Genomic DNA, 14,279 nt, shown 5'->3' with positions numbered 1-14,279 from the left:
TGCTGTTTCCTTTCATTGACTGCGGCTTCCTCCGAAAGGCAACTAAGGCATACCCGTCGACATTCCTTGCTGCGGGAGATTGGGCCGAGGGCGAATGGATCAGTGGGCAGATTGGAGCCATTGATCGAAGGTCTGGCTGCCGTGCTCGGCGCCGGGGCGGGCGAGAAGTGTGCCGTCCCGCATTGCCTGCCCGAATTCGCCGGGGATGGCTGCCTCTACAACGATGCCCTTTTTGCCCGTCGCCTTCGCCCACCGCCGGGACAGGTCCGCCATCCGCTCCTCCTGGGGGCCGGCGAGATCGGGGACGCGGCCTGCAGGTCCTGCTTCCGCCAAGTCCACAAGCCGCGAGGCAACTTCGCGGGCTGCAATCGGCTGGGACCGCATCGCCGGAACCAGTGACAACGGTCCGACTTTCATCCGCTGGTGAATCTGGCCGGCGAACTCGTGGAACTGGGTAGCCCGCAGGATTGTCCAGGGCATGCTTCCTTCAGAAACCAACCGCTCCTGCTCCAGCTTGCCCGCGTAGTAGCCGAAAGGTGCCCCATCGATACCGGCGATAGAGAGCAGCACGTAGTGGCCCACACCGGCCGCTTGGCCGGCGGCGAGGAGGTTACGGGCAGTTGCTGTGAAGAATGCCTTCGCTTTCGACGCGATTGTGGTCGAGACGGATGTGACATCGACGATGGCCTCCACTCCGGTCAGGTCGACCGTGCCTGCCGCGGTGAGGTCAACCCCTTTCGATCGGCTGAGGACATCCACCTCGTGCCCCCGGGCCCGCGCGAGTTCAACGACATGACGGCCAACAACCCCGGTGCCTCCGGCGACAGCTATTCTCATGCTGCCCAGCCTAGGTCAGTTACTCGACTGGACAGTGAAACGCAGGGAGAAGTGGTTCAGGGTCCCGGGAAGATGTCCGCCACGGTCCAACCGCTCAGAGGATTCGAGTTGCAGGGACAGCCCCTCGAGGAGATGGGAGAGAAACGCGCTGGTGAGCATCAGCACCAGATGCCTGCCCGGACAGGCCGCGGGCCCTTCGCTGAAGGGTATGAGCGCCCAGTCGCCGTCGTCGTCGTTCAGCCAGCGGTCCGGGAAGTAGGCATGCGGGTGGGGCACGCGCTGTTCATCGCGGTGGAAATAGGGCTCATAGATCAGAACGCCGCACCGGTCCGGCAGGGTTCCCGCTGCGAACCTCACGGAACCTGTGGTCTGGCGCAGCACCAGGGGCGTGGTGGGCCACAGCCGTAGTGACTCCAGCACGCACGCTCGCAACAGCGGCAGGTAGGAGCGCTCCGACGATTTCTCCGTGATCTCCTGCCGGGCCCGGGAGAGCACGTTCGGGTGCCCCGTCACGGCCGCAAGGGTCCGGAACGTGGCCATGCCCGCCGGATCGAAGGCGAACAGCCACTGCGGAATCTGCTCCACCGGAGCCGAGGTGTCCGGGGAGGGAACACCGGACATTTGAGCGGCGAGGCTGCCAGTCGGCGCCTTGCGCAGGCGGTGCTCGACGGCGCCCAGGAACTGCGCCCTCAACCGGCGTTTACGGGGTTTCAGGAAAGCCCAGTTCGCGTTGGAACGGAGCTGTTGCAACATCTCGATCAGGGCGATGTCGTCAGCTGCGGGATCCCCGAAGACGATCCGCCGCACCAGCCGGTTCCAGGCCCGGTCGAAGGACTCCCAGTCCAGGGTCCCGGACCTGAGGACGGTCCTCTTCAGGTTCTCCGCTTCCTGTTGGACGGCGGGCAGGAAGGATTCGGCGAGGCGGTGAACCGGGCTCGCACTGTCCAGCACCTGGTCCTGCAGGGCTCGGCGAACCTCCCGTTCTCGGCCGCTGGAGATCAGTGAATTCCGCGGCTGGAAGTGCGACAGTGCGGCCTTCTTCTCACTGCTGGCCGGGCTGAAGGGGTTCGGAGTTTCCGCGAGCACGCGGTGCACGTGGGCAGGATCGAGCACCACTGCCTGCGGACGAAAAGGCTGTCGAAGGAGGACCGGTCCTGTGGGGTAACGTTCCGCGAGCTGGCGCAGGGTGGCAACAGCGCGCTCGTCCAGGCGGAGCTTCTCCGCCAGGGCCACAACCCGGGGGCGTCGAATGATCGGGCCTTTGGCAATTGTCGGGAACAGGACGCGAGCCACAACGGCGGCGGTGTCCCGGATGGACAGCTGGGGCAGGGAACTCATACATCCACTGTTGTCTGACACGGGGTGTTGCGGCAACAGCCCGCCTGCCGGATGCGAGGATCTGAGAGTGCCTAGAGGATCGCTGAGATGCCCGTGACCGCCCTGCCCACGATGAGTGTATTGATCTCAAAGGATCCCTCATATGTGTAAATGGCTTCGGCGTCGGCGAAGATTTTTGCCATCCGGTAGTCGGTAATGATGCCGTTGCCGCCGAAGATTGACCTGCCCAGGGCGACTGTTTCCCTCATCAGGGACGATGTGTAGGACTTGGCCAGGGCAGCCTGGGCCATGTCGGCCCTCCCGCCTGTCTGCTGCAGCTGGGCAACCCGGGCCATCAATCCCAGGCTCGCCGTGGTGTTGCCGAGCATACGGGTGAGCTGTTCCTGCACGAGCTGAAAGCTCGCCAGCGGTCGACCGAACTGGTGACGTTCCACAGCGTAGGAGCGGGCGGCGTCGAACGCGGCAAGCTGCTGCCCCACCGCCTGCCAGCCCACCAGGATCCGGGAACCGCGCAGCAGGTGCTTGGTGTCGTCGAAGCTGTTGATGCCGGCGAAGCGGTCCGCCTCGGGCACCCGGACATCTTCCAGGAGGACATCAGCGTTCTGGACGGTGCGCAGCGCGATCTTGTTCTCGATGGGCGTGCGGGTGACCCCGGGCAGCCGTGCGTCGAGGATGAATCCGCGCACTGCGCCGTCGGACGTGTCGCGCGCCCACAGGAGCATGTAGTCGCAGAACGTTCCGTTGCCGATCCAGCGCTTGGCGCCGTTGAGGATCCAGGTGTCGCCCTCGCGGGTGGCGGTCGTGGCCATGCCGCCTGCCACGTCGGAACCGTGCAGGGGTTCGGTCAGGGCGAAGGCGCCGGTAATTTTCAGCTCCATTGCGTCCTTCAGCAGCCGCGCCTTCTGGTCGTCGGTGCCGAACTCGTGGAGCGCTTCGACGAAGAGGTCGTGATGCACCATGAAGAACGTGGCGAGCGAGGTGTCCGCGCGGGTGAGTTCGGCAATGACCATTCCGCTGAACAGGTGGCTGTAGCCCTGCTGCACCGGCGTGCTGAGGTTCAGCGCCGCGAGTTTGGGAAGCACCTCGAGGGGAAACTCCGCGCGGTTCCACCAGTCGACGGCATGCGGGTGGACTTCCTTGGCCAGGAAATCGCGGACGTCCTGCAGTTTGGCCTGTTCGGCGGCGCTGAGCAGTGCCTCGAAGCCGTAGAAGTCTGCAGGCGGAAGGGCGCTCTCCATTGAGCCGTCCTTTCAGGAGATGTCGTGAGGTGTTGGAAGTCCTATTTCGGAGCCATACGGATGGCGCCGTCCAGCCGGATCGTCTCGCCGTTCAGCATCTGGTTCTCAACGATGTGCGCCACCAGCGCTGCGTACTCGGACGCTTTGCCCAGACGTGACGGATGCGGGACCTGCTTGCCGAGCGAGTCCTGGGCTTCCTGCGGCAGGCCCGCCATCATGGGTGTTTCGAAGATGCCAGGGGCGATGGTCACCACCCGGATGAATGATCGAGCAAGCTCACGGGCGATGGGCAGGGTCATTGCTGCGACGGCGCCCTTCGAAGCGGAGTAGGCGGGCTGGCCGATCTGCCCATCGAACGCGGCCACGGACGCGGTGTTGATGATGACTCCACGCTCCGACGTTCCGGTTTCCGTCTGCACCGGCTCCGTGCCCGCCATCGCCTCAGCCGCCAAGCGCAATACGTTGAACGTGCCTACAAGGTTGATGTTCACGACGCGCGTGAACTGTTCGAGCGGCAGTACGCCGTCGCGGCCGAGTACCTTTCCGGGGGTCGCGATTCCTGCACAGTTCACAACGATGCGCAGTGACCCCATTCCGGATGCAGCGTCCACCGCGGCCTGGACCTGCTCCTCGTTGGTGACGTCCGCCGGGCAGAACAGGGCACGTTCACCGAGCGCGGCTGCAGCTGACTCCCCGTCCGACTGGGGCAGATCCAGGATCACCACAGACGCGCCGTCGTCGTACAGCCGCTGCGCGGTCGCGCGGCCAAGCCCGGACGCTCCCCCGGTCACCAGTGCCACCGTTCCTGCGGTTTCCAATGTTGTCTCCTTCGTGCCGTCGGTCAGCAGAGCATTATCGCCACCTGTGAGCCTACTGTGATGCGGGCCACCTGGGCATTCCGGAACGCGGCGCCTGCGCAGAATGCTCAAATCCCGAGCAGGCCGGGCCGGTTAGGGTGGCGGTATGCACGCAGGCAACCTCACCCCGGCAGGAAAGCGGGCCGCTGCCGCAGCGGAATCGGTGACAGCGGCGTTCGGTCGCAGACTCCTCGGCCTGCCCGGAACCCACCTCGGCGCTGTCCGTCTGCCGCACCCTACCCGCGGGCCCTGGCACTACTGGTGGCAGGCGCATTACCTGGACTGCCTGCTGGACGCAGCGGAGCGGGAAAGCGCTAATCACGACGGCGCCACACACCGCCTGCGCGCGCGCCGCCTCCTGCGCACCATCCGACTCCGCAACGGCGGACGCTGGACGAACAACTACTACGACGACATGACCTGGCTTGCTCTGGCATCCCTGCGCTCGGCCGACATCGCAGGAACGCACCCGCTGACCAGGCTGGCTCCCGTGCTGGCCTCGGCCCACACTTCGGACCTGGGCGGCGGCCTGTTCTGGAACACCGAACGGAACTTCAAGAACACGCCCGCCACAGCACCGGCAGCGCTCTACTTCGCCCGCATTGGACGCCGGGATGAAGCCGCACACCTTGTGGAATGGCTGTTCTCCCGGCTTATTGACGAGCCAACCGGTCTTCTACTTGACGGCATCCGCCTCCCCGGCGAGCGCCTGGTTCCCGACATCTACACCTACAACCAGGGCCCCGTACTCGGTGCGCTGCTGGCACTCGGCGACCGGCGGAGCCTGCTGCGCGCTGCCGGACTGGTGTTCGACATCTCCCAGCACCTGCTGCTGCCCTCCGGCGCGCTTCGCACGCATGGAACCGGCGACGGCGGCCTCTTCACCGGCATCCTCGCCCGCTACCTTGCGCTCGCTGCCGAATCGCCCACACTTCCCGAGCCAACCCGGATCCTTGCCGGGGACATGATTACGACGACGGCGGACGCCCTCTGGGAGGGGCGCCGGGAGCGGGAGGCGGTGCGCCGTCGTCGTACTGTGCTGGTGTTTCCGGACGCACCCGGCGAGCGGGCAACGGACGGTGCCGTGGATCTGTCCACCCAGCTGCAGGCTTGGATGGTTCTCGAAGCGGCGTATCGGGTGGAGGATCGGGTCAGCTCAGGACCGGCACCCGTTGCCGGGTGAAGGACGCGAGCAGCAGGCCGGCGGCGGCTGAGCCAAGTGTTGCAACGGCGAGGTCGCCCATGGTGTCGGGGTAGGTGACATAGATATCGCTGTCTACCCAGGCGTTGCCGGCGAACTCGCCGAACTCCCACAGGACGCTGAGGGCCACTCCGAGCAGTACCACCTGAAGCACCACGCTGACACGCGGATGGCGGGTCAGCTGGGGTTCGGGAAGCAGTCCGATGTGGGCGGCGAGGACGTAGGCCATGCCCGCAATCGGTCCCGTGCAGACGCAATGCACCAGCAGGTCCCACCAAGAGATGACGTCGTACAGGTTCAGGACGCTGCTCCAGCAGGCAAAGAGCAGGGCGAGGCCGTAAGCGGCGTCGAAAATCGGATGGGCGCGGGCGTAGCGCGACAGCGTGAGACCGCCGAGGGCGAGGAAGAACACCGCCACGTCCACGGGCCCCCACCAAAGGGTCATGGCCAGGGTGCTCAGTACGGCAACAGCGCGAACGGTGTCTGCTGCATACTCCGCGGGGGTCACCGGCCGGCGGATGAGGTCGGCGATCATGGAACCAGCCTATTCACGGGTTGGAATCTGTTCCTCTAACTTGGTAGCCCAAAGAAACCAACTGCTGGCGCATTAGACACGCCTCCTTCAACTTTCGTTCATCCCGCCGGGAAAGAGTCGACTCTGCCCCTCCTCTCAGGGGAATCAGTCAACAGAAAGTTCAATGTCGTGCGTTCCTTCCCGCCCTCACAACGAACCCGAATAACCCGGCCGCTAGGCCTGACTGCCGGCGCCCTTGCCCTTGCAGCCACCGCGTCCATGGTTGGTCCCGCGGCCACAGCCGCTCCCCGCCCAACCCTGCAGCCCGACCCAACGCTCACCACCGCGCCGCTGCAGATCACCGAGATCACGCCCGACACCTCGAACATGGGCGGCGCCGATGCCTACGAGTTCATCGAGGTGTACAACGCGTCTTCCGAGCCGGTTGATTTCAGCGACTACACCCTGCGCTACCTCTACCCCCGCCCGGACCTGACGAACTCGAATGCCGTGGACTGGCCGTCCAAGCAGCGCGACGTCTCCATCGCTCCCGGCGGCACGCTGGTCTTCTGGATCAAGAACGGGCGTAACGACGTACTGACCGATGCTGACTTCAACGCCAAGTTCGGTTCCTCCCTCGTGATGGGCGAGAACCTCGTCGAAGTTTTCGTCGGAGGTATGGCTAACGGCTCACCGCGCGGGCTGGAGATCACCACGAACACAGGCATCAGCCTGAACCGCGCCTACTACAACCTTGACGGGGCGGACAACACATCCCCCGACCAGGGCATTCAGTACGCGGTCAACCCTGACGACGTGACACGGCAGACTCTGACCGGAACTGCCGCAGCTACTCCCGGCAAGGTCGCCACTGACCAGGTTCCCGCAGGGCTCATGGTGCTCCCTGTTGACTCGGTTGCACCTTCGGTTATCGACGCAACCGGGCAGACTGTTAACCCCGCTGCCGACTTCTCCTTTGTAGCGGAAGCCACCGACGACCAGCAGGTTCGCACCGTAACGCTGCACCTCCGCAGCAACCTTGACACCGAGTTCACAACCCACAACGTCAAGGCCGGGCAGGACGACCGCTACGAGCACCTGCTCGATGTCTTCGATCCGATGGACAAGCTCTGGTACGAGTACTATTTCTCGGTCTCCGACGGAACCAACACAGTCGAAACCGAGGTTCGCCGCATCAACGTCGAAGGTGCTGATACCGTACCGGATGAGGACAGCTGGGCCGCGTCAGCCTACCGCGGCACAGTCGAGGTCGTCCAAGCCGCTGAAGCTGACCAACAGAGCCTCGACGGCACGGTCTTCCATGACAAGAACAGGAACTCCACCCAGGACGCTGGCGAGCCCGGCCTGCCGGGAGTGACTGTTTCGAACGGCCGTGAGGTGGTCAGCACCGACGGCCAAGGCCGCTACGAACTGCCCGCATTCGACAACATGACCGTCTTCGTTACCCAGCCCCGCGGTTACCAGGTGCCGGTCGACGAGGACAACGTTGCACAGTTCTTCTACAACCACCTGACCGAAGGCTCTCCAAAGCTGAAGTACGGCGGCATCGCCCCGACCGGCCCACTGCCGGATAAGGTGAACTTCCCCCTGGAAAAGAGCGACCTCACCCAGTCCCCTGAGCAGCACTGCGTACTGGGTGCCGACGTGCAGACTTACAACCAGCAGGAAGTTAGATTCGCACGCAACGGTGTCTTCGCCGACCTCGCCGCTCGTACCGACTACGCCGGCTGCGGCGCCCTGTTCCTCGGCGATGTAGTGGGCAACAATCTGTCCCTCTTCTCGCAGACGCGGAATCTCACGTCGATGCTCAACGGCCCGGCCCGCTTCCTGCCGGGCAACCACGACCTCGACTTCGACTCCCGCGACGGCGAGCACGAATTCGACAGCTTCCGTGCCCAGTTCGGCCCGGAATACTACTCCTACGACGCCGGCAAGACCCACGTGGTCGCGCTGAGTAACATCGTGTACCCCGGCCCGTCAGGCAACAACTATGACTCCGGCCTCCACGAACGCCAGCTGGAGTGGCTGCGGCAGGACATCGCCTCCGTGCCCAAGAACCACGTTATTGTCCTTGCCTCCCACAGCCCCCTGCTCGAGTTCTACTACAGCGACACCCACGAAACGAACCCGCTGAAAGAGATCTACAAGATCCTCGAAGGCCGTGAAGTGGTCTCCGTCGCCGGCCACACCCACATGTCTGAGAACCTGCGCAAGGGCGACCTCATGGCCGGCTGGCTCGACGACGTCGGAGAGAAAGGCCTGCCCTTCACCCACCTGACTGTTCCTGCCGTTTCCGGCCAGTGGTACAACGGCCGCGTGCTCGAGGAGGGATACCCCACCGCCGTGCAGCGCGATGGCACTCCTCCTGGCGTCCTGACTTTGGACATCAAGAACACGGAAGTTCGTGAGCGTTTCACCGCCACCGGCGATGACGGTTCCGATCAAATGGCCCTAGGCATCAACTCACCCACCTACCGTGCCTGGTTCGATGAGTACAAGGAGCTGGCGGGCAGGGCGCCGGCCCCCGAGAACCCGAATGCTGTGAAGCAGGGCGAGCTCGCTGAAACCTGGCTGACCACCAACTTCTGGATGGGTGCAACCGGCTCCACTGTGGAAGTGTCCATCGACGGCGGTCCGGCCGCGGCAGCTACCCGTACACAATCAATGACGGCCGGCGACGTACCCCTGATCGGCGCCCAGTACACCGATCCAGTAGCCACGCTGGAACAGTTGGTACACGGCGGCGGCGTCCACGACCGCACCTCCCACCTGTGGCGCCTGGAACTGGCCACGGGCCTGGCCATCGGCGAGCACACCGCCGAAGTGACCGCAACCGACGTTCACGGCCAGGCATTTACCGAGACGATCACCTTCGAGGTCACCGAATAACCCTCAATAAAGGGACATTGGGTGGTTGCGCCGTCGCGTAACCACCCAATGTCGTATCAAGATCAATCGCTAGCAGCCCTGCCGGACGACGGATGCCTCCGTCTCGGTGATGTGCACAAGGGCCGAGGTCACGTTATTGTCGTCATTTTTCTCGGTAAGGACGCGGTTGGGATCGGCCTCTGCCTCAAGGCAGAAGTTCCCTGGCAGTTCCAGACCCTCGAGCTCGATGTATTGACCCTCGAGGTACCAGTTGTAGGAGTCCACCCATCCTTCGGTCATACCCTGGGTGAGCTCGGTGATGTCGAATTCCTCGTCTTCGCCACAGTAGTAGTCCTCGTCGCTGTATCTGGAGGATGTGTCTCGCAGGCTGCCGTCATCACGCAAGCACCATCCTTCCTTGCGCGAACCCCGCCACTCGTCACTATCTTCGGGCCGCATCCGGTAGCGCTGAAACTCCTGCAGGTGGAAGTGGTCGTGCCTGTCGACGGTTTCGTATCGCATGATGGCGTCGGTTTCCACCGACCTGAAATCGCCATTTGCTTGCAGGATGTCTTGAGAGACCAACAAATCCCGCTCCTCCGTACTGGACCGGGTACCGGTTACCTGCATCGGTCCGTCGCCGTCGTTCAGGACATCGGCAGTGAAGCGAAGCACTTTCTCGCCGCGGTCATAACCGATGTGAATCGACTGCAACGGCAGCATCACCAGGTCAGGCAGGAGGTCACCTTCAGCAGCCGAAGCTGTCGACGACGTTTCGACGGCGGTCGGCGGGCTGGTTTGCGCTGGGTTCGATGGAGCATCGCCCTGCGCAGAACAGGAGGAAACTGTGACCGCAAGGACCGCCGCGGCGCAGAAACGCCAGTGACAGGTTGACGAAGCTATTGCGCGCCGCAGCGAGGCCCTTCGGAAGCCGGAGAAAGGTAGTTCAGTTCCGGTGAGCTTTGGTTGCATTGCTCTGCGTACCATCGACGTTGTCCTGTTCTACTACGTGCGCGCTGCGTGCGCGGGTTTGCGGTGCGCCTCGTAAGTGGGGATTCGGTGCGCACCGTGGGAGGGCCGCCAACTTGTTGGGAGCCGCCTCTCTACTGCCCGGTGCCGCGGGCCGGGCGGAATCGCTGCAGTCCTTGTTGCCTTTTTACTTTCGTGGGCGGGGTTGCCGACGTAGATCGAGTGGTCCGGCACGTCCTCGCCCTTCATCAGGAAGGCATCCGCCTCGAGGACAACATCGTTGCCCATGTTGACCCCGTAGTTGACGAAGGACTCAACGCTCAGGGAGCAGCGGTCGCCCAGCACGATGTAGTCCGACTTGAAAGTTCCGTCTTCGAGGGAGTGGCCTTGGATGGCAGTCCCTTCGTTGAAGGCGCAGTCGTCCCCGATGGTCACAAGAGTTTTCTCCGGGATGTTGACTCCGGCATCGTAGAGCCTCTTTCCTACTGTCACGCCGAGCATCCTCCAGATGGGCGCTTTGAACGGCGTCCCGTTGAAGGGCGGCGTTGCCAGCAGCTTCCACAGTCGCTCGTGGCGCCAGAAGTATGGGTCGTAGATGGAGCAGTACTGCGGCGTAAGGTGTCGGAACGCCATGACTGACCTTTCCACCAGCACGGAAAGCAGGACGCGGAACACCAGGAATGCCAACATCATCAGGGCGATCGCGAGGGCGCCAAGAACTCCGTGGAGCGAGACAGCGACCGAAGCCAGCAGGGTGCCGACGAACAAGAGGAACCAGCGTACGGACAGGAAGAGGATCATGCTGACGATGTTGTGCCGGTTTTTCGCGGGCAGAAGCCTGTTCTTCGCTTCCTCGATTTTCAGCTCGTCGAACTGGGCATCGCGCAGGACCCCCCGGGGGATCTCGAAGGGCGGTGAGCCCAACAGCCCTACCCCCGTGCGGACGGGCCCATCGATGGGGATCATCACTTTCGTGGCCAAGAGGCAGTTCTCACCCACGTGCGCCCCGATTGGGAAGGTGAGGTCGTTGCCGAGGAAGTTCCGCGGAGCGATTCTGACCCGTGTCAGCCGGAAAGAGGTGCTGGAGAAATCGGCGTTCATGAGGTTCAGGCCGTCGGACACCATGGTCCCCGTTCCCACCGAGGACAGGAAGGGCGATTCATGGGCCACCTCAGGGCCGAAGTTTGAACCGGTTTGCTCCACTCTGCCCAGGTCGTAGCCGAGGGCCGAGAGATAGTGCACGATGTAGGAACTGTCACCGAAGACGTCCTTATACAACTTCACATTCGAGAACCTTGCCAGCGTGCGCTGGAACGAGTAATGCACGCCGTACAGCGGATAGACGGTGTCCGGTTTCAGGATGATGTTCAACAGCCGTGGAACGGTCAGGACGATAATCAGACCGGTGATGAACCCGCCGATGAATAGTGCGAGGGTCACCAACATGGTGTCCAGGAAGAATCCGAGGTTGTCCAGCCTCAGATGGCCCACTTTCAGGTATTCCGGCAGCAGGGCAGCCAAACCGAGCAGCATGACCGGGAAAACCAGCAGAAGGCGGTTCACCAGTTGCAGGATGCTGTAGATAACCCTTCTGCGGGTACTGCAATTGGTCGGATCCACCCGGCGGTAATTCGTGCTGGTAGGGGCCGCCGGAGAGCCGTGCCAAATCTGCCCGTTCGGCACCGACTGTGAAGTCTGCAGCGAAGAGGCATGCCCTAACTGGGCGTCGTCGCCCATGGAAGTCCCGATGTCCAGTGTCGTCTTCTCGGAGATCAGCACATTCCGGCCCAGGGTTACGGGTCCCATTTCGATGATTCCGGAGCGGGCGCGGCAGCAGAGGAAAAAGGAGTTCTTATGGATGACGGTACCGTCTCCCACGGTGAACAGGTCGGTGCACACCGGGACCATGCGCGAGAAGATCACTGCGCCCTTGCCGATCTTCGCCCCGAGCATCCGCAAGTACAGCACGTAGAGAGGGGAGCCGGCGAACATCACCATAGGGTTGGCCTGGACAAGGATCTTGACTGCCCAGAACCGGACGTAGGCCAGACTCCAAATCTGGATCTGCCCGGATTTCCACCGTCCGATCAGGATCCACTTCAACAGGACCGGCACCAGCGAGAAAACAACGAATGAGAGGGCTCCGAAGCCGATGGCACGGACCCACATCTGAACCAGGTCGCTGCCCCCCGAGACCCACTGGTAGCCCAGAACCAGCAGCAGCGAGCCCCACGTGATGTACCCCAGAAAGATCAGCAACTGAAGCGCCCCGCAGGTGACGTACTGTGCCGTGCTGGCAGGCCTCCCTGCCGGGACGGCCGCCGTGGCCGGGCCTCCTTCGTCATCGGCCTCCGGCTGGCTCGCGCCCAGCAGGAGTGCTAGTTGCTGAACCGACGGATTAAGGTAGATGTCCTTCATTGCGGGCGGAACGAGTTCCTTGTGCGCCCGCACCCGGGCGCAAAAATGCGCCATCAGCAGTGAGTTTGCGCCGAGGTCATTGAAGAAGTGCGCGTCGGTGGAAACACGCTCCAGGCGAAGGACCGCGGCAAGTTCCGCTGCCAGCAGTTCCTCCACCGGTGTCGCCGGAGCCGTGTAGCTACCGGTACCGGCCAGACTGAGCCTGTTCGCCGGCCGCGGTAGACGCTTCCGGTCGGCCTTGTCGCTGGCCATCATCGGAATGGCGGTGAGCTGTTCGAAGTAGGCCGGGACCATGTAACCGGGCAGCCGGACCCTCAGCATTTTGTAGATATCATGCGGATCGAGATCCGCGGTGTCCTGGCGCAGCGTGTAGTAGGCGGCCAGCTCCACAAATCCCGGCTCGGGTTCATAGGTCGACACGACGGCCTGAGCGATGCCCGGAACCTGCAGAAGAACGGATTCAATTTCCGTCAGCTCAATCCGGTAGCCGCGGATCTTCACCTGGGTGTCAATGCGGCCGAAATATTCGATCTCTCCGTCGTTATTGATTCTCCCCAAGTCACCGGTGCGGTAGATCCGGCCGGACGGATTGTTGGCGAGCTGCAGGAAATCCGGGATGAACGCCCGTTCAGTCAGGTCCTGCCGGTTGATGTACCCTCGGGCCAGGCCGACCCCGGCCAACCCGATCTCACCGGTCTCCCCGATCGGTAAGGCCCGGTTCTCATCAGGGTCCAGAATTACGGCCGAATAAGTGGGCAGGGGTACCCCAAGCGTTACCGGCCGGTCCGGGTCGGCGACAGCCACGGTCGCGGTGACGGTCGCTTCCGTGGGTCCGTAAACATTCAGGAACCGCCGGCCCGGCCGGTGCCAGCGGGTGATTAGATCGCGGGGGCAGGCCTCTCCGGAAACCAGCAGGAACCGCAGGCTGGGCAGGTCCTCATCGATGGTGGCCAGCAGAGTCGGCACACAGCACAGTGCGGTAATGCGCCGTTCCTGCAGATAGTCGGCCAGTTCGGCACCCAGAAGACTGGAGCCGCCGGGCTTGGGAACCAAGGTAGCCCCCACCATCCAAGGCACCCATATCTCCTCTACGGAGAAATCGAAGGCGATGGTCATACCCTGATAAACGCGGTCCTTTGGTGTGTAGCCGTAAACCTCAGCGGCAACGCGGACAAAGTTGCAGATACTGGCATGATCAATCCCGACCCCCTTGGGCCGCCCGGTTGAGCCGGAGGTGTAGATGATGTACGCCAGCTCGTCTTCTACACCGCCCTCAGGCAGGGCAGCAAGGCGCGACGAATCCTCGGCCGCGATGTGTGTGCGCACATGGTCCAGGCACACTACGGGGGCAGCAACTTCAGGCAGCAGATCCTTCAGGTGCGTGAGGGACAAAACCAGGGCAGCGTCAGCGTCCTCGACTATGTACTTCAGCCGGTCCGCCGGAAAACCGGGATCAAGGGGGACGTATGCTGCATGGATCTTCAGCACGGCCAGCATTCCAATATAGGCCTGCCATGGCTGATCGAACAGGAGTGCGATCCGGTCCCCGGGCCGGGCGCCGCACACCAGCAGGTGCCGGGCGAGCTGGTTCGCCCGCCCGTCGAGCTCGTCATAACTGAGGGCGGTGTCCCCCGCATCAACAGCCAGCTGGCCTCTCCGGCCTTGGCTCCGCAGGCTGTCACAGCGGGCCTCGAACAGGTGATGGAGCCGCTCACCCACCCGCCAGCGAACAGCGTGGTCCATGCCCTCGGCCGTAAGGACGGGCCCGGCCCCGGCCGCTCCGAAGGACCCGGCACCATGCAGCAGGACTGGACCGTTCATTTCGGAATCAGTTGTAGACCTACTGTTCATGTCTGCCCTCTTCCTTGCGAGCCCGACCAGAAGGGAGGTGACGGTTTGCATCGACCTCTCTGATAACCCCTTAGTGTCCTCCTTGGACCTTGCGTTTTTCTACACCTCCCGCGGTCCGGCCGCCGCATCAAGGCCTAGAATCGTCCCTATCCGCACCCGAACTGCGT

At 63.3% G+C, this 14,279-nt stretch carries 9 protein-coding genes; 2 read left to right on the top strand and 7 right to left on the bottom strand.

Annotated features, from left to right (window positions below; translation table 11 throughout):
* Nucleotides 1-99: 99 nt before the first annotated feature.
* From GC088_RS01815 to GC088_RS01800, 4 genes are all read right to left on the bottom strand, one after another.
* On the bottom strand, nucleotides 100-837 hold the full coding sequence (locus GC088_RS01815; RefSeq protein WP_323960216.1) for an SDR family oxidoreductase: 738 nt from the start codon (nucleotides 835-837) through the stop codon (nucleotides 100-102).
* Between the two features lie 15 nt (nucleotides 838-852).
* The gene (locus tag GC088_RS01810; RefSeq protein ID WP_323960215.1) at nucleotides 853-2,175 is read right to left on the bottom strand and encodes a cytochrome P450; all 1,323 of its coding nucleotides are present in this window, start codon (nucleotides 2,173-2,175) and stop codon (nucleotides 853-855) included.
* 71 nt (nucleotides 2,176-2,246) lie between these two features.
* Nucleotides 2,247-3,413 carry an acyl-CoA dehydrogenase family protein gene (locus tag GC088_RS01805; protein WP_323960214.1) on the bottom strand — a complete coding sequence of 389 codons (1,167 nt, stop codon included), beginning with the start codon at nucleotides 3,411-3,413 and terminating at the stop codon, nucleotides 2,247-2,249.
* 41 nt (nucleotides 3,414-3,454) lie between these two features.
* Nucleotides 3,455-4,231, bottom strand: a complete 777-nt coding sequence (locus GC088_RS01800) for a 3-hydroxyacyl-CoA dehydrogenase (RefSeq protein WP_323960213.1) — start codon at nucleotides 4,229-4,231, stop codon at nucleotides 3,455-3,457.
* A 145-nt stretch (nucleotides 4,232-4,376) separates the two neighbouring features.
* On the opposite strand from GC088_RS01800, the gene GC088_RS01795 reads away from it, so the two are divergent.
* Complete coding sequence (locus tag GC088_RS01795; protein ID WP_323960212.1) at nucleotides 4,377-5,453, top strand: glycoside hydrolase family 76 protein; 1,077 nt, start codon at nucleotides 4,377-4,379, stop codon at nucleotides 5,451-5,453.
* Here the strand turns inward: GC088_RS01795 and GC088_RS01790 are convergent.
* A complete protein-coding gene (locus GC088_RS01790) occupies nucleotides 5,422-6,006 on the bottom strand; it encodes a DUF2238 domain-containing protein (RefSeq protein ID WP_323960211.1) in 585 nt (194 codons plus the stop codon). The two genes, GC088_RS01795 and GC088_RS01790, sit on opposite strands and share 32 nt — an antisense overlap.
* A 168-nt stretch (nucleotides 6,007-6,174) precedes the next feature.
* Between GC088_RS01790 and GC088_RS01785 the strand changes: the two genes are divergently transcribed.
* Nucleotides 6,175-8,895 (top strand): calcineurin-like phosphoesterase C-terminal domain-containing protein, encoded by a 2,721-nt coding sequence (locus GC088_RS01785; RefSeq protein WP_323960210.1) that lies wholly within the window; start codon nucleotides 6,175-6,177, stop codon nucleotides 8,893-8,895.
* A gap of 69 nt (nucleotides 8,896-8,964) precedes the next feature.
* Here GC088_RS01785 and GC088_RS01780 read toward each other — a convergent pair whose 3' ends face one another.
* The gene (locus tag GC088_RS01780; protein WP_323960209.1) at nucleotides 8,965-9,861 is read right to left on the bottom strand and encodes a lysyl oxidase family protein; all 897 of its coding nucleotides are present in this window, start codon (nucleotides 9,859-9,861) and stop codon (nucleotides 8,965-8,967) included.
* A gap of 18 nt (nucleotides 9,862-9,879) precedes the next feature.
* Nucleotides 9,880-14,082 carry a Pls/PosA family non-ribosomal peptide synthetase gene (locus GC088_RS01775; protein ID WP_323960208.1) on the bottom strand — a complete coding sequence of 1,401 codons (4,203 nt, stop codon included), beginning with the start codon at nucleotides 14,080-14,082 and terminating at the stop codon, nucleotides 9,880-9,882.
* Nucleotides 14,083-14,279: the final 197 nt, after the last annotated feature.

This window comes from Arthrobacter sp. JZ12 (assembly GCF_035189165.1).
Classification (GTDB): Bacteria; Actinomycetota; Actinomycetes; order Actinomycetales; family Micrococcaceae; genus Arthrobacter_D.
The sequence above is the reverse complement of the archived record's forward strand: the minus strand, read 5'-3'. Positions and strand labels throughout refer to the sequence as shown.